Origin of the sequence: Pseudomonas sp. MWU15-20650 (assembly GCF_023242475.1) — a bacterium.
Classification (GTDB): Bacteria; Pseudomonadota; Gammaproteobacteria; order Pseudomonadales; family Pseudomonadaceae; genus Aquipseudomonas.
The window spans coordinates 74423-91713 of the sequence record NZ_JALJFG010000025.1; the positions used below are offsets into that span (position 1 = coordinate 74423).

The 17291-nt window shown below is 61.2% G+C and carries 11 protein-coding genes; 1 reads left to right on the forward strand and 10 read right to left on the reverse strand.

All coding sequences use genetic code 11. The annotated features are described in order from the left end of the window. Positions 1-6: 6 nt before the first annotated feature. The 10 genes from hemE to pilM form a co-directional block, all read right to left on the reverse strand. Positions 7-1074, reverse strand: a complete 1068-nt coding sequence (gene hemE, locus M5B43_RS18645) for a uroporphyrinogen decarboxylase (protein WP_248751478.1) — start codon at positions 1072-1074, stop codon at positions 7-9. A gap of 151 nt (positions 1075-1225) precedes the next feature. Beyond that, entirely contained in the window at positions 1226-2644 is a 1419-nt protein-coding gene (locus M5B43_RS18650; protein ID WP_248751479.1) for an FAD-dependent oxidoreductase, read from the reverse strand. A gap of 32 nt (positions 2645-2676) precedes the next feature. Further along, on the reverse strand, positions 2677-7122 hold the full coding sequence (gene gltB, locus M5B43_RS18655) for a glutamate synthase large subunit (protein ID WP_248751480.1): 4446 nt from the start codon (positions 7120-7122) through the stop codon (positions 2677-2679). Between the two features lie 349 nt (positions 7123-7471). After that, the gene (locus tag M5B43_RS18660) at positions 7472-9037 is read right to left on the reverse strand and encodes an AAA family ATPase (protein WP_248751481.1); all 1566 of its coding nucleotides are present in this window, start codon (positions 9035-9037) and stop codon (positions 7472-7474) included. Between the two features lie 10 nt (positions 9038-9047). After that, on the reverse strand, positions 9048-10148 hold the full coding sequence (aroB, locus tag M5B43_RS18665) for a 3-dehydroquinate synthase (RefSeq protein ID WP_248751482.1): 1101 nt from the start codon (positions 10146-10148) through the stop codon (positions 9048-9050). Positions 10149-10273: 125 nt separating this feature from the next. Then, on the reverse strand, positions 10274-10792 hold the full coding sequence (gene aroK / locus M5B43_RS18670; RefSeq protein ID WP_003187914.1) for a shikimate kinase AroK: 519 nt from the start codon (positions 10790-10792) through the stop codon (positions 10274-10276). Between the two features lie 4 nt (positions 10793-10796). After that, positions 10797-12122 (reverse strand): type IV pilus secretin PilQ family protein, encoded by a 1326-nt coding sequence (locus M5B43_RS18675; RefSeq protein ID WP_248751488.1) that lies wholly within the window; start codon positions 12120-12122, stop codon positions 10797-10799. A 69-nt stretch (positions 12123-12191) separates the two neighbouring features. Beyond that, positions 12192-13163 (reverse strand): pilus assembly protein PilP, encoded by a 972-nt coding sequence (locus tag M5B43_RS18680; protein WP_248751483.1) that lies wholly within the window; start codon positions 13161-13163, stop codon positions 12192-12194. Further along, complete coding sequence (locus M5B43_RS18685; RefSeq protein ID WP_248751484.1) at positions 13160-13711, reverse strand: PilN domain-containing protein; 552 nt, start codon at positions 13709-13711, stop codon at positions 13160-13162. The genes M5B43_RS18680 and M5B43_RS18685 overlap by 4 nt, the downstream gene beginning before the upstream one ends. Further along, complete coding sequence (gene pilM, locus M5B43_RS18690) at positions 13708-14364, reverse strand: type IV pilus assembly protein PilM (protein WP_248751485.1); 657 nt, start codon at positions 14362-14364, stop codon at positions 13708-13710. Before pilM ends, M5B43_RS18685 begins: the two co-directional genes overlap by 4 nt. 218 nt (positions 14365-14582) lie before the next feature. Between pilM and M5B43_RS18695 the strand changes: the two genes are divergently transcribed. Continuing rightward, positions 14583-17048 (forward strand): penicillin-binding protein 1A, encoded by a 2466-nt coding sequence (locus tag M5B43_RS18695; protein WP_248751486.1) that lies wholly within the window; start codon positions 14583-14585, stop codon positions 17046-17048. Positions 17049-17291: the final 243 nt, after the last annotated feature.

Below are 17291 nucleotides of genomic sequence, written 5' to 3' on the forward strand. Positions count from 1 at the left end.
TGTGCTTTATTCGTGGTATTGCGCCGAGAGTTCGTGGACTGCGCGTAGGAACGCACCCGCATGTTCCGGATTCACTTCCGGCGTGATGCCATGGCCAAGGTTGAACACATGCCCGGTACCCTTGCCATAGCTGGCCAGGATGCGCCCGACTTCGGTGCGGATCGCTTCTGGCTTGGCGTACAGCACGGTCGGGTCCATGTTGCCTTGCAGCGCGACCTGGTTGCCGACGCGACGGCGCGCTTCACCGAGGTCGCAGGTCCAGTCCAGCCCCAATGCATCGGCGCCCGCATCAGCGATGCTTTCCAACCACAAGCCACCGCCTTTGGTGAACATGATCACCGGCACCTTGCGGCCTTCGTGTTCGCGGATCAGGCCGCTGATGATCTTGCGCATGTAAGCCAGGGAGAACTCCTGGTACGCCGCCGCCGACAGGTTGCCGCCCCAGGTGTCGAAGATCTGCACCGCCTGCGCACCGGCCATGATCTGGCCGTTGAGATAAGAGGTCACCGACTGCGCCAGCTTGTCCAACAGCAGGTGCATGGCTTGCGGGTTGTCGTAGAGCATGGCCTTGGTCTTGCGGAAGTCTTTCGACGAACCGCCCTCGACCATGTAGGTGGCCAGGGTCCATGGGCTGCCGGAGAAGCCAATCAGCGGCACGCGGCCATTGAGCTCGCGGCGGATGGTGCTGACGGCGTCCATCACGTAGCCGAGGTCTTTGTGCGGATCAGGAATCGGCAGGGCTTCGATGTCGGCCAGGGTGCTGACGACTTTCTTGAAACGCGGGCCTTCGCCGGTTTCGAAGTACAGGCCTTGGCCCATGGCGTCAGGGATGGTGAGGATATCGGAGAAGAGGATGGCCGCATCCAGTTGTGGGTAACGGTCCAGCGGTTGCAGGGTGACTTCGCAGGCGAACTCCGGGTTCATGCACAGGCTCATGAAGTCGCCGGCGGTGGCGCGGCTGGCGCGGTATTCCGGCAGGTAGCGACCGGCTTGACGCATCATCCACACGGGCGTGACGTCTACGGGTTGCTTGAGCAGGGCACGAAGGAAACGGTCGTTCTTGAGGGCAGTCATGTCGGCATCCGCAAAAAAAGTGCGGGCATTTTCTCAGAGCGCGACGCAAAAGGCACGGTATGAGCCGTGCCTTTTGTCTATCGGGTCAATTTGTCGCGGCCGCTTGAACACAGCGCAAACATTTTGATCCCGTTTCAACTCGGGACTGGAGTCAGACCTGCAGGTAATCCAGGATCCCTTCGGCGGCGTTGCGGCCTTCGAAGATCGCCGTCACCACCAGGTCAGAACCGCGCACCATATCGCCACCGGCGAAGATTTTCGGGTTGCTGGTCTGGTGCTTGTACTGGCCTTGTTCCGGGGCCACAACGCGGCCCTGGCTGTCGGTCTGGATCTCGAACTGCTCAAACCACGGCGCCGGGCTCGGGCGGAAACCGAAGGCGATGACCACGGCGTCAGCCGGGATGATCTCTTCGGAACCCGGGATCGGCTCGGGGCTGCGACGGCCACGGGCGTCCGGCTCGCCAAGACGAGTCTCGACCACCTTCACGCCTTCGACACGGTCTTCACCGACGATGGCGATCGGCTGGCGGTTGTAGAGGAATTTCACGCCTTCTTCCTTGGCGTTCTTTACCTCTTTACGCGAGCCGGGCATGTTGGCTTCGTCACGGCGATAAGCACAGGTCACCGACTTGGCACCCTGACGGATCGACGTGCGGTTACAGTCCATCGCGGTGTCGCCACCGCCGAGCACCACGACCTTCTTGCCTTTCATGTCGACGAAATCTTCCGGCGACTTTTCAAAGCCCAGGTTGCGGTTGACGTTGGCAATCAGGAAGTCCAAAGCGTCGTAGACGCCCGGCAGGTCCTCACCGGCAAAGCCGCCCTTCATGTAGGTGTAGGTGCCCATGCCCATGAACACCGCATCGTATTCAGCGAGCAGTTGTTCCATGCTCACGTCTTTGCCGATCTCGGTGTTCAGGCGGAACTCGATGCCCATGCCGGTGAACACTTCACGACGGTGGCTCAGCACGGTTTTTTCCAGCTTGAACTCGGGGATGCCGAAGGTCAGCAGGCCGCCGATTTCCGGGTTCTTGTCGAACACCACCGGCGTCACGCCACCACGCACCAGCACGTCGGCACACCCCAGGCCCGCCGGGCCCGCGCCGATGATCGCAACGCGCTTGCCGGTCGGCTTGACCTTGGACATGTCCGGGCGCCAGCCCATGGCGAACGCGGTGTCGGTGATGTACTTCTCCACCGAACCGATGGTCACCGCGCCAAAGCCGTCGTTGAGGGTGCACGCACCCTCGCACAGACGGTCTTGGGGACAAACCCGGCCGCAGACTTCCGGCAGGGTGTTGGTCTGGTGCGACAGCTCGGCGGCAGCGAGGATGTTGCCCTCGGCCACCAACTTGAGCCAGTTGGGAATGAAGTTGTGCACCGGGCACTTCCATTCGCAGTACGGGTTACCGCAACCCAGGCAGCGGTGGGCCTGGTCGGCCGAGTGCTGGGGTTTGAAGGGCTCGTAGATTTCCACGAACTCTTTCTTGCGTTGACGCAACAGTTTCTTCTTCGGATCTTTGCGCCCGACATCGATGAACTGGAAGTCGTTATTCAGACGTTCAGCCATGTTAAAACCTCATCAAACTCTTCAGGCGCATATCACTGCGGGTTGGCACGGATGCTGGAAAGCAACGATTTCAGGTTGGCAGCCTTGGGCTTGACCAGCCAGAAACGACGCAGGTAATCATCGAGGTTCTCGGCGAGGTTACGGCCCCATTCGCTGCCGGTCTCCTCGACGTACTCGTCCAGCACGTGCTGCAAGTGGTTCCGGTAGGATTCCATGGCTTCGCCGCTGATCCGCTGGATCTCGACCAACTCGTGGTTGACCTTGTCGACGAAGGTGTTGTCCTGGTCGAGCACGTAGGCGAAACCGCCGGTCATGCCCGAACCGAAGTTGTAACCGGTCTTGCCCAGTACCGCGACAAAGCCACCGGTCATGTACTCGCAGCAGTGATCGCCAGTGCCTTCCACCACGGTGTGGGCACCGGAGTTACGCACGGCGAAACGCTCACCGGCAGTACCGGCAGCGAACAGCTTGCCACCGGTGGCACCGTACAAGCAGGTGTTGCCGATGATGGCACTGTCCTGAGTCTTGTAGATGCTGCCTTTAGGCGGAACGATCACCAGCTTGCCACCGGTCATGCCCTTGCCCACGTAGTCGTTGGCGTCGCCTTCCAGGTACATGTGCAGGCCGCCAGCGTTCCACACGCCGAAGCTCTGGCCCGCCGTGCCCTTGAAGCGGAAGGTGATCGGCGCTTTCGCCATGCCTTGGTTGCCGTGCTTGCGTGCGATTTCGCCGGAGATGCGTGCGCCGATGGAACGGTCGCAGTTGCAGATATCCAGGGCGAATTCGCCACCGCTGGCGTCATTGATCGAGGAACTGGCCAGCTCGACCATCTTCTCGGCCAACAGGCCTTTATCGAACGGCGGGTTGCGGTCCACCTGGCAGAATTGGGGCTTGTCTGCCGGGATGTGATCGCTGCCCAACAACGGCGTCAGGTCCAGATGCTGTTGCTTGGCGGTCTGGCCTTCGAGGACTTCGAGCAGATCGGTACGGCCGATCAACTCTTGCAGCGAACGCACGCCCAGCTTGGCCAGCCACTCACGGGTCTCTTCGGCGACGTAGGTGAAGAAGTTCACCACCATGTCGACGGTGCCGATGTAGTGGTCTTTGCGCAGCTTCTCGTTCTGGGTCGCCACGCCGGTGGCGCAGTTGTTCAGGTGGCAGATGCGCAGGTATTTGCAGCCCAGGGCAATCATCGGCGCTGTACCGAAGCCGAAGCTTTCGGCACCGAGGATCGCAGCCTTGATCACGTCGAGGCCGGTTTTCAGGCCGCCGTCGGTTTGTACCCGCACTTTGCCGCGCAGGTCGTTGCCGCGCAGGGTCTGGTGGGTTTCCGCCAAGCCCAGTTCCCACGGTGCACCAGCGTACTTGATGGAGGTCAGCGGCGATGCGCCAGTACCGCCGTCGTAGCCGGAGATGGTGATCAGGTCGGCATAAGCCTTGGCCACGCCGGCGGCGATGGTGCCCACGCCGGCTTCTGCAACCAGTTTCACCGAGACCAGGGCCTGTGGGTTGACTTGTTTCAGGTCGAAAATCAGCTGCGACAAATCCTCGATGGAGTAGATGTCGTGGTGCGGCGGTGGCGAAATCAAGGTCACGCCCGGCACCGCATAACGCAGCTTGGCGATCAGGCCATTGACCTTGCCGCCTGGCAGTTGCCCGCCCTCACCTGGCTTGGCGCCCTGGGCGACCTTGATCTGCAGCACTTCGGCGTTGACCAGGTATTCCGGAGTCACACCGAAACGACCAGTGGCGACCTGTTTGATTTTCGAGCTCTTGATGGTGCCGTAGCGCGCCGGGTCTTCGCCGCCTTCGCCGGAGTTGGAACGCGCACCCAGGCGGTTCATGGCTTCGGCGAGGGCTTCGTGAGCCTCGGGCGACAAGGCGCCCAGGGAAATACCGGCAGAGTCGAAGCGCTTGAGGATCGACTCCAGCGGCTCGATCTCGCTGATGGCCAGCGGCGCATCCAGGGTCTTGACCTTGAACAGGTCGCGGATCATCGATACCGGGCGGTTATCCACCAGGCTCGTGTATTCCTTGAACTTGGCGTAGTCGCCCTGCTGCACAGCGGCTTGCAGGGTGCTGACCACGTCCGGGTTGTACGCATGGTATTCACCACCGTGCACGAACTTGAGCAGGCCACCTTGCTGGATCGGCTTGCGCGCGCTCCAGGCTTCGGCCGCCAGGGCTTTCTGTTCGGCTTCGATGTCGACGAAACGCGCGCCCTTGATGCGGCTCGGCACGCCACGGAAGCTCATCTCGCAGACTTCTTCCGACAGGCCAATGGCTTCGAACAACTGCGCACCACGGTAGGAGGTGACAGTGGAGATGCCCATCTTCGACAGGATTTTCAGCAGGCCCTTGGTGATGCCTTTACGGTAGTTCTTGAACACCTCGTAGAGGTCGCCCAGCACTTCACCGGTACGGATCAGGTCACCCAGCACTTCGTACGCGAGGAACGGATACACCGCCGACGCGCCGAAACCGATCAGCACCGCAAAGTGATGCGGGTCACGGGCGGTAGCGGTTTCGACGAGGATGTTGGAGTCGCAGCGCAGGCCCTTTTCGGTCAGGCGATGGTGCACCGCACCGGTGGCCAGCGACGCATGGATCGGCAGCTTGCCGGGCGCAATATGGCGGTCGGTCAACACGATCTGGGTACGACCGGCGCGTACCGCTTCTTCGGCCTGGTCGGCGACGTTACGCACAGCGGCTTCAAGGCCAAGGCTCTCGTCGTAGTTCAGGTCGATGATCTGGCGGTCGAAGCCTGGGCGATCCAGGGTCATCAACGAACGCCATTTGGCCGGAGACACCACCGGCGAACTGAGGATCACACGAGACGCGTGCTCAGGCGACTCCTGGAAGATGTTGCGCTCGGCACCGAGACACACTTCCAGGGACATCACGATGGCTTCGCGCAGCGGGTCGATCGGCGGGTTGGTCACCTGGGCGAACTGCTGGCGGAAATAGTCGTACGGCGTACGCACGCGCTGGGACAACACAGCCATTGGCGTGTCGTCGCCCATGGAGCCGACGGCCTCGTAGCCTTGCTCACCCAGCGGACGCAGCACTTGGTCGCGCTCTTCGAACGTGACCTGGTACATCTTCATGTATTGCTTGAGCTGGTCGACGTCATAGAAAGCCGAACCGTGGTCATTGTCTTCCATGGTCGCCTGGATGCGCAGGGCATTCTTGCGCAGCCATTGCTTGTATGGGTGACGGGACTTCAGGCGGTTGTCGATGGCGTCGGTGTCGAGGATCTGCCCGGTTTCGGTGTCCACGGCCAGGATCTGGCCAGGACCTACACGGCCTTTGGCGATCACGTCTTCCGGCTTGTAGTCCCACACGCCGATTTCCGACGCCAGGGTGATGAAACCGTTGGTGGTGGTGACCCAGCGCGCCGGGCGCAGACCATTACGGTCGAGCAGGCATACCGCGTAGCGGCCATCGGTCATTACCACGCCGGCCGGGCCATCCCACGGTTCCATGTGCATCGAGTTGTACTCGTAGAACGCACGCAGGTCCGGGTCCATGGTTTCGACGTTCTGCCACGCAGGCGGAATGATCATGCGCACGCCACGGAACAGGTCGATACCACCGGTGACCATCAGTTCGAGCATGTTGTCCATGCTGGAGGAGTCGGAACCCACGCGGTTGACCAGCGGGCCGAGCTCTTCCAGGTCCATCAGGTCGTTGGCGAACTTGGTGCGACGGGCCACGGCCCAGTTGCGGTTGCCGGTGATGGTGTTGATCTCGCCGTTGTGGGCGAGAAAGCGGAATGGCTGGGCCAGCGGCCATTTCGGCAGAGTGTTGGTGGAGAAGCGCTGGTGGAACACGCAGATGGCGGTTTGCAGGCGCTCATCACTCAGGTCTGGATAGAAGGCGGTCAAGTCCGCCGGCATCATCAGGCCTTTATAAATGATGGTTTTGTGGGAAAAGCTGCAGATGTAGTGGTCAGTGTCAGCGGCGTTCGCCACCGACGAGCGACGACGGGACGTGAACAGCTTGATCGCCATGTCCTGGTCGCTCAGACCATCGCCAGCGATGAACACTTGTTCGATCTGCGGCAGGCGCTCCAAGGCCAGGCGGCCGAGCACGCTGGTGTCGATTGGCACTTTGCGCCAGCCGATGAGCGTAAGGCCCGCCGCGAGGATTTCGCGGTTCATGTTTTCGCGGGCGGCTTCGGCTTTTACCGGGTCTTGGTTGAAAAACACCATGCCCACGGCGTATTGCTTGGGCAGGTCGGCCGCGAAATGCTCTTTGGCGACAGCGCGCAGGAACTGGTCGGGCTTTTGAATCAGCAAGCCACAACCGTCACCGGTCTTGCCGTCGGCGTTGATCCCACCGCGGTGGGTCATGCAGGTCAGGGCCTCGATGGCCGTTTGCAAAAGGGTATGACTGGGCTCGCCCTGCATATGGGCTATCAGGCCGAAACCGCAGTTATCCTTGAATTCATCGGGTTGGTACAGACCTGCTTTCATAGACACTTTCTCACCAGGCTGCCTCTTATATCGAGGCAAATTTCTTTTCAATTCAACCGGTTACCTTCCACGCCGAACGTACGCCGGCTTAGCGGGGGCAAAAGGGAGGTCATTGTACACACCGACACGAACGCTCACAAATTTAGCGACGAAATGTCGCAAATCTATGTCGCATTTATGAAAGGTTTAAAGCGATATGCTGTGCTAGTCAAAACTTTTTTAGTTCGGACCGCTACGACTCAAAGCGACGAGCGCAGACACCACAAAGCGCGCGGCCTCTAGAGACTGCACGCACTTGCGGATTTTTTGAGGTGCCGGGAGAGGCGGCCTGGGTAAGGCCGCCGAATCTTCAGCGAGTTGCTGCCAGTTCTTGTTGAACGCTGGCAACAGTGCGAGGCCAAGGTTTACCAGCCTGAACCTTCGCTGGCAAGGCTTTGATAGCGGTATCGGCTGCGGCGCGGCTTGGGAAGCTGCCGTAAGTGATCACGTAGAGAGGCTTGCCGTTGAGCACTTTCTTGAAATAACGGTACTCGCCGCCCTGCTCTTTCACGAACGCCTGGGCGTTGGCTTCGGAGCTGGTGCCGAGGATCTGCACTACGAAATGGCCAGCCGGCTGGCTGGTGTACCAGCTGCTGCCGGCAGCAGGGGCAGCCGCTTTGGCAACCACGGCAGGTTTTTCGACAGGCTTGGCAGCCGGTGCCGGTTTGGCAACAGGTGCAGGCGCGACAGGCTTGGCAACGGGTGCAGGCTTGGCGGTGGCAACGGTCGGCGCCGGTGTAGGCTTGGCAACTGGCGTGGCGGCCGGACCGGCTGGCACGCCCGCAGGTGGCGCGGTAGTGGTCACGGTCGGTGGTGTGGCGCTGGAACCTTCCACCGGAACGCCGTCGTCGCCTTCGGAGATGCCACCGGCTGCTTCGGCGAGTGGGCCGCGCATCACAGGCTGGCCGACCATCGGCAGGTTGGTCGGTTGGCCTGAGTTGGCGAATTCGACGTTTGGCGTGGGCTTGCCCAGTGGCAACTGCGCCTGTTCGGTTGGCGCTCCGGCGGTGGCGGGTGCCTTGCTACGGCCTGGAATCAACCAGGCGGCGGCGACAGCGACCACGACAACGGCAGAAATAGCCAATACGTGCTTCTTAGGCATAGTGAACCCCATCTTTGGACGCTTAACCGCAGAGCGGCTGGCAATCATGGCTTCGATCATGGCATCCCGGGCGACCTGGTTGATGGTGCCAGGCCAGCCGTCGGAGCTTTCGTGAATATCAGAGATCTGCGAAGCGGAGAAAAGTTCGATACCGGCCCCTGCGCCTTCGAGGCGTTGGGCCAGGTATTCGCGGGTTTCTTCTTCTTCGTAGGGTTGCAGTTCGATAACGTGGAACAGCTCCTGTTCGCCGCTGATCTGCTCCAGATCGGCGATTAACGACGACTCACCAAACAGGAATACATGCGGGCGCCCTTCCGGCGTGCCCGCCGCCAGCGCCAACAGCGCTTCCAGGGCAGATTCGTCGAGCTGCTCGGCATCGTCTACCAACAGGTAGACTTCCTGGCCGGTCAGGCCCAGTTGCACCACTTGCTTGAGGATCGCATTCGGCTCGGCGGTGGACACATCCAGCGCCTGTGCCACTTGGCGCAGCACACCCGCCGCATCACCGGCACCACGGGCCGACACCACCACGCTCTGCACCGATTGCTTGTTGGTGCTGGCGACCAGCGCCTGGCGCAGCAGAGTCTTGCCACTGCCCAACGGGCCCGTGACGACCAGCAGCAACTGGCTGTAACGCGCCAGGTGGTGCAACTGCCCCAGCACTGGTTTGCGCTGGGCCGGGAAAAATTTGAAGCCAGGCACCCGCGGAGCGAAGGGGTCGTGGCTTAACTGGTAATGGCCGAGGAACGCCTCGTCGGCATGCAAACTAGTCATCGGGATCTTATTAACCTTTAAGCTGGGCCAGGGCGCGGTAATCCGCTCCCAGCGTGGCCTGTAAAATCTCTTTCGGATAATCGTCGGTCACTACCGCTTCGCCCATGTGGCGCAACAGCACCAGTCGCAGTCGACCGTCGATCACTTTCTTGTCTATTGCCATATGTTCGAGGAAATCCGCCTCGGTCATCTCCGAAGGCGGAACAACCGGCAGACCGGCGCGCTGGAACAGGCGGATACCACGGTCGCGCTCCTGAGCGCTGATCCAGCCCAGGCGTTGCGACATCTCCAATGCCATCACTGTGCCAGCCGCTACAGCTTCCCCATGCAACCAGACACCATAGCCCATGTGCGTTTCGATCGCATGGCCGAAGGTGTGCCCCAGGTTCAGGGTAGCCCGTACGCCGGACTCCCGTTCGTCGGCATTGACCACCAGCGCCTTGGCCGCGCAAGAGCGGGAAATCGCTTCGGTCAACGCCACCTGGTCGAGGGCGCGCAAGGCATCGACGTGCTCTTCCAGCCAGGCCAGGAAAGGCTCGTCGCAGATCAGCCCGTACTTGATGACTTCCGCCAGGCCCGCCGACAGCTCACGCGGCGGCAAGGTGTTGAGGGTGGCAGTGTCGATCAATACGGCTTGGGGCTGGTAGAACGCACCGACCATGTTTTTGCCCAGCGGATGGTTGATGCCGGTCTTGCCGCCCACCGACGAATCGACCTGGGACAACAGGGTAGTCGGCACCTGGATAAAGTCCACACCGCGCTGGTAGCAGGCGGCCGCAAAACCGGCCATGTCGCCAATCACACCGCCGCCCAGGGCAATCACGGTGGTTCGACGGTCATGGCGTGCGCTCAGCAGGCCATCAAAGATCAGTTGCAGGGTTTCCCAATTCTTGTGGGCTTCGCCGTCAGGCAATACCACGGAGATCACCGAGTACGCCGCAAGGCTGCGGCTCAAACGCTCAAGATACAGCGGCGCGACCGTTTCATTGGAGATGATCGCCACCTGCCGCCCGGCGATGTGCGGGGCAAGCAACTCGGGCTGGTCCAGTAGACCTTCACCGATATGGATCGGGTAACTGCGCTCGCCTAGATCGACCTTAAGTGTCTGCATGTGTCCCCGCGTTGAAGATGTATTAACGACCGGTAACGTCGAGATCAGACGCTGCCTGATGGCTCTACGCCACACCCTGGAGGGCAATGGCGCGCCGCCGAGAATAACGCATTTCGGGCCTGGCTTTAACGGGGTGGCAACCGTTGCAGGCGCTCAAGGATGTCGAGCACGACCATCCGAGGCGGCCGCTCATCGGTTTCCACCACCAGATCAGCGATTTCCCGATACAGCGGATCGCGCAGCGCCAACAGATCCCGCAACGTTTTTGCCGGGTCGGCGGTGCGCAACAACGGGCGATTGCGATCCCGGGCGGTACGGCCCACTTGCTGCTCGACCGACGCATGCAAATAGACCACACGCCCACCGGCATGCAACGCCCGGCGGTTCTCATCACGCATCACGGCGCCGCCGCCGGTGGCCAATACCACGCCATCGCAGCCGCACAGCTCGGCGATCATTGCCTGCTCGCGGTCGCGAAAGCCCAACTCACCTTCCTTATCGAAGATCCATGGGATATTGGCACCCGTGCGCAATTCAATTTCCTTATCGGAGTCTTTGAATGGCAGGCGCAGCTCTTTGGCCAGCAAACGGCCGATGGTGCTTTTTCCAGCCCCCATCGGTCCTACAAGAATCAAATTTCGCACAGAATCAACGACTCACAGCAATCGCCTGGTTATTCATAATACGCGGAGTCAGGAATACCAGCAGCTCGGATTTTTTCTCCGCCAGCACATCGCGCCGGAAAAGGCGGCCAAGATACGGCACATCGCCCAAAAATGGCACTTTATCTACCACTTTGCTTTGGGTATTGGAGAAAACCCCACCGATGACAATGGTCTCACCATCCTTGACCAAGACATTGGCATTCACTTCGTTTTTCTTGATCGGCGGCACATCGTTGAGTTTGTTCAAGTAGTCAGGTTCATCCTTGGTGACCTTGACCTCCATGATCACATGGTCGTCCGGGGTGATTTGCGGTGTCACCTCCAATGAGAGCGAAGCCTCCTTGAACGACACCGAGGTCGCGCCCTGGGAAGTGGATTCCTGGTAGGGAATCTCAGTGCCCTTGAGGATGCGTGCGGTTTCCTTGTCGGACGTGACAACCTTGGGCTGTGAGACGATTTCGCCGTTGCCGGTTTTTTCCATGGCAGTCAGTTCCAGGTCCAACAGCAGGTTGTCAGTGATATAGGCGATGCCCAGCCCAGCGTTACCGGTGACCGCCCCCAGGTCGACAAACGGCGAGCTGGGTGGGTTTTCCGGGGGTTCAGCGCCGTCCGGCAACGGCTTGTTGATACCTCCAGCCCCAAAGTTGCCACGGTTGAGCCTTCCGCCCCAGCGCACACCCAGGCTTTTGTCGTAGTCGACATTGGCCTCGACAATCCGCGCCTCGATCATCACCTGCCGTACCGGAATATCCAGTTGCGCCACGATCCGCCGCAGCTCCTCGAGCCGCTCCCCGGTCTGGTAGGCGATGATGTTGTTGGTGCGGTCGTCCACCGCCACGGAGCCCCGCTCATCGGTCGTGCCCTCAACCCCCGTCACCGACTGAAACAGCTTGGCCAGGTCCGCGGCCTTGGCGTAATTGACCTGCAGCAACTCTCGACGCAACGGCGCCAGCTCGGCCATCTGCTTGCGTGACTCCAGCGCCAGCAACTCGCGAGCGGCCAATTCATCCGCAGGTGCCACCAGCAACACGCCGGCCTTCACCCGCTTGTCCAGCCCCTTGGTTTGCAACACCAGATCCAGCGCCTGATCCCAGGGCACGTCCTTGAGCCGCAAGGTGATTGAGCCTTGCACCTCGTCGCTGGCTACCAGGTTGAGGCCGGCAATATCGGCAATTTGCTGCAATACCGTGCGCAGATCGATGTTCTGGAAATTGAGGTTCAACGTGTCGCCCGTGTAGCCGACCGATGACACGCTGCCCGGAGGTGGCAGTTGGATCAGATCGACACGATTGGGCACAGCAGCAGCCATCGGTGCCGTGAACGCTATCCATAGCGCCACACCGAAGGACGAGAAAGTCCTTTTCATTGTTTGATTCCGTTATGAGTTGACGTTTAACACCAGGGTTCGCGGGCGCTCCAGCCAGGCGCCCTGCCCGTCTGGGAACAGCTCCACCAGCTCGATATGGCCGTCTTCAATGGCTGTGACCTGGCCATGATCCGGCCCCAGGTAGTCACCGACCGCCAGCCGATGCACCGTTGATCCCGCGCGCACCAAGGCGAAGCTCTGCACGCCACGAGACAGCGTGCCGACCATTACAAACCGATCGATCGCCACGCCCTCCAATACCCCCCGTGGCCGGCTGGGATCCGGCGCAAGGGCGGGCCGGCCGGGCATGTGGCCCACCTGCAAAACCGGCAGGTTGAAAGGGTCGCGCAGGGACGAGGGGTCGTAGACGAAGCGCGGGGCCAGGTCGACTGCCTGGCGCGCCTTGCCGCCTTGCGAGGTGTTCCGGTAGGTCTTGGCCAGCAAATCGAGGCGCAGCAACGTGCCCTCCGGGCGAAGCGCAACATCGTGCACGGTGACGATCCGCGTTAACCCGCCAATGGCACTGACGAACATCGCCAGGTCGTGGTAGGCCCCGGTAGCGCCTATCTGCAGGGGCTGCTCGATGTAGAACGGCCGAGGCTCTTCATCCAACAGCGTGATGGCCTCGACCAACACACCATTGGCAACCGCCAGCCGCGAGACATCTTCAAGCAGGGCCGGCACTTCGGGCTCACCAGGTAGCTGGGCGACAAGCTGCGCCACCGTTTCCTCCATCGCCCTGATGTGCTGGGTACGCGCCTCAAGGCTGGTGGCCAAGCCGGCTTTTTCCGCAAGCTGCTGTTGCAGCGTCAATTCCCGCAACTCAAACGCGTGTAATCGTTCTCGCGATGGGCCCAGGTAGGCCACTTCCCCCACCAGCAGCACCAGACCGGCCAGCGCGCAGCCGAACAGGACCTTGCCAGGCAAGGGCCATTTTGCGGCGTTATGGGAGAGCGTGGAAAAGTCGAGCCTGGGCAGGCTCATGGCTGCGCCTCGGTGGATTCCCCCTGGCGCACCATCAGTTGAAACTCATGATCGCCGTGTTCACCCTCGGCGCGCACACGCTGCAGCCGAGTCGCGTGACCGCCCTGCGACGCTTCCAGCTGACGCATCAACTGGGCAATATCCTGGTTGGATTCGGCCGTGCCGCTGACCCTGACCGTTTCGCCGTTCGCCACGACCTCATGCAGGTGAACACCCTCGGGCATTGCGCGGGCCAGTTGATCAAGCAACTGGGCACCGGAAGAGCGGCCATCGTGCAGGTCCTGCACCACCTTCATGCGTTGCGCCAATTGCTGGCTTCGCTCCTGCAAGTCGTCGATGGTCTTGATACGCGAGTCCTGGGCCGCGACGGCCTTACCCAGGCGATCATTGCGGGTCACCTGCCGGTCTATGGCTTGGTCGATGACCTGGTTAGCCAGCCACACGGCAGCAATCGCCAGACAGATAAACGCCAGCAACAGCATCAGGAAAAATTTACGCCGCCGCTCCGCCAGCGCCTGGCGCCAAGGCAAAAGATTGATTCGTGTCATCCAGCGAAACTCCTTAGGGCCAACCCGCAAGCCACCCCCATCCCTTGGCCATCCACGGCCCATTGTGCGCCATCGACTCGATGACCCGGCGTGAAGCTGGCAAAATCCTGACGGCAAGCGCGCGCCAATGCAAACGCTTCGACGTCCACCACCGTTGCCACCAGCCCGGCCAGGGCCAAGACGGCCTCTCGCGCCTCGACCTGCTCGCGCAGGCATGCCGCCAACTGTACCTGCACCCAGTCTCGACCTCGGGCCGACGGGCCCTGGACCTGAAAATCGATGGCCACGTCATCCAATGGATAAGGAATGTACTGGTCGGCCTCCATCTGGATTTTCCAAGCCATTGCTTCGTCGCTGAGCCCCGCCTCCATTTCGATCACCCGCGTGATGACCGAAGGGCCCGCCACTGCCACGGCGGCGCGCCTGGCTGAGGTGTGTAACGGCAATAGTGCCTGGCGCAGCGCCTGCCCGACGCCTTCAAGGTCCAGTAACGTGCCATCGACCACCGCATGGGCCGGCAATGCCTTTGCGGCATAACCCTGGATGCTGAAGCCACCGGTTGAACGGCCCAGTTCTATCAGCTTGATCCCGTTGTCGTTGATGTCGACGCCCAGCACGGGCTCGACTTTTGGCCTGAAAAATCCCTTTCTCATAAAACTCCCCAAAACTTTGCCTGTCATACCGCGTAATTACTGCTGGGCCTCCTGCATTCGGTCGGCTTGTTTGAGCCGCGTGAATGACGCCCAGAGCCGAAAAATGCTTTAATGCCCAGCGTTTTTTCCCGCTTTTTATCTGCTGCCCGGGTCGATCCATCGTTTGACATGCATGCCCCGACGCGTAACTCATTCTTTTCTCTGGAAATCCAAAAGCCTTGATTCGTCTGCTGAAGTTTTTCGGGTACTCCATTGTCGCGATCGTCTGCGGGCTCCTGCTCGTACTCAGCGGGGCCTACCTCTACCTTAGTCCGGGTTTACCCTCCGTAGAGGCCCTCAGAAGTATCCAGTTGCAGATTCCTCTACGGGTCTACAGCAGCGATGAAAAGCTGATCGCGGAGTTCGGCGAAATGCGCCGCACCCCGATCCGTTTCGCCGACATTCCCCCCAATTTCATCAACGCATTGTTGTCGGCAGAAGACGACAACTTCGCCAACCACTATGGCGTCGACCCCAGCAGCCTGGTCCGTGCGGCCACGCAACTGGTGAAAAGCGGACACATTCAATCCGGCGGCAGCACCATCACCATGCAGGTGGCGAAGAATTTCTTCCTCACCAGCGAACGCAGCTTTTCGCGTAAAGCCACCGAAATCCTGTTGGCCCTGCAGATCGAGCGCCAGCTGACCAAGGACGAAATCCTTGAGCTGTACGTCAACAAGATCTACCTGGGCAACCGTGCCTATGGGATCGAAGCGGCTTCCCAGGTCTACTATGGCAAGTCGATCCGTGACGCCAGCCTGGCACAGATGGCGATGATCGCCGGCCTGCCCAAGGCGCCGTCGCGCTTCAACCCGCTGGCCAACCCGGCGCGCAGTAAAGAGCGTCGCGACTGGATCCTGGGGCGCATGTACAAGCTGGGCAAGATCGACCAGGCCGCTTACGAAAGCGCCGTGGCCGAGCCACTGAACGCCAGCTATCACGTGCCGACGCCGGAAGTGAATGCACCGTATATCGCCGAAATGGCTCGCGCCGAGATGGTCGGGCGTTATGGCAGCGAGGCCTACACCGAAGGTTTCCGCGTAACCACGACCGTACCAAGCAACTTGCAGGAAATCGCCAACCACTCGCTGCACGAAGGTCTGATCACCTATGACCAACGTCATGGCTATCGCGGCCCCGAGTCACGCCTGCCCGGCAAGACCTTGAGCGCCTGGACCACCGAGCTGGGCAAACAGCGCTCGATCAGCGGCCTGGAGCCAGCCATTGTCATCCAGGTGAAGAAAGATGGCGTGCAGGTGCTGACCCGCACCGGCGAAGCGCATGTGGCGTGGGACAGCATGAAATGGGCGCGTCCTTTCCTGAATACCAACAGCATGGGCCCGATGCCCAAGCAGCCGTCCGACGTGGCACAGGTGGGTGACTTGATCCGCGTGCAGCGCCAGAAGGATGACAGCCTCAAATTCAGCCAGGTACCGGTAGCCCAAGGCGCCCTGGTATCCCTGGACCCGCAGAACGGTGCAATCCGAGCCCTGGTCGGTGGTTTCGCCTTCGAGCAAAGCAACTACAACCGCGCCACCCAGGCCAAGCGCCAGCCAGGTTCGAGCTTCAAGCCATTTATCTACAGCGCAGCGCTGGATAACGGCTATACCGCCGCCAGCCTGGTCAACGATGCACCGATCGTGTTCGTCGACGAGTACCTGGACAAAGTCTGGCGCCCCAAGAACGACACCAACACCTTCCTCGGCCCGATTCGCGTGCGTGAGGCGTTGTACAAGTCGCGCAACCTGGTGTCGATCCGTCTGCTGCAAGCAATGGGCGTCGGCAAGACCATCGACTACATCACGCGCTTTGGCTTCAACAAATCAGACCTGCCGCCAAACCTGTCCCTGGCCCTGGGCACCGCGACGCTTACGCCCATGGAAATCGCCACCGGCTGGAGTACGTTTGCCAACGGCGGCTACAAGATCACCCCGTACCTGATCGACAAGGTCGAAAGCCGTAACGGCGACACCCTGTTCACCGCCAACCCGCCACGCGTGCCGGGCGACGTCGTCAACGGCGTGGCCGCCACCGATGGCCTCGCGGCACCGAGCCACGGCGGTATCACCATCGAGCCGACCCCAGGGACAGCGCCCGCCGCAAACACCCCTGCGCCGACCGAGCCACAGGCGCCCGCCGTCGCCGAACGCGTAGTGGATGGGCGTACCACCTATATCCTCAACAGCATCCTGGAAGATGTGATCAAGAAGGGCACCGGCCGTCGCGCACTGGCCCTGGGCCGTGCGGATATCGCGGGCAAGACCGGCACCACCAACGACTCCAAGGACGCCTGGTTCTCCGGCTATAACGCCGACTACGTGACCACTGTATGGACCGGTTACGACCAGCCGGAGAGCCTGGGCCGCCGCGAGTTTGGCGGTACCGTCGCGCTGCCGATCTGGATGAGCTACATGGGTGCCGCCTTGAAGGACAAGCCGCTGCACACCCAGCCGGAACCGGAAGGCATTCTTAGCCTGCGGATCGACCCGGTCAGCGGCCGTGCGGCATCGCCAAGCACGCCGAATGCGTACTTCGAGCTGTTCAAAAGCGAAGACACACCGCCGTCGGTCAACGAGCTGGGCAACGGCGTCGCGCCGGGCAGCCCGTTGCCGGCGGATGAGGCGGCGCCGATCGATTTGTTCTGAGCACGACCTCAAACCAATGAGCTTCAAATTGCGAGAGGGGGCTTGCCCCAATGCCAGTCAGTTAAGCGCTAGAAAGAGCAACCGGTAACCTGTGGCGAGCGGGCTTGTCCCGCGTTGGGCGCGTAGCGCCCCCAAAGAAGGACGAATGCGGTGTATCCGATACTCCGCGCAGATAGCTTTTGGGGCTGCTGCGCAGCCCAACGCGGGACAAGCCCGCTCGCCACAACAAGCCCGCTCGCCACA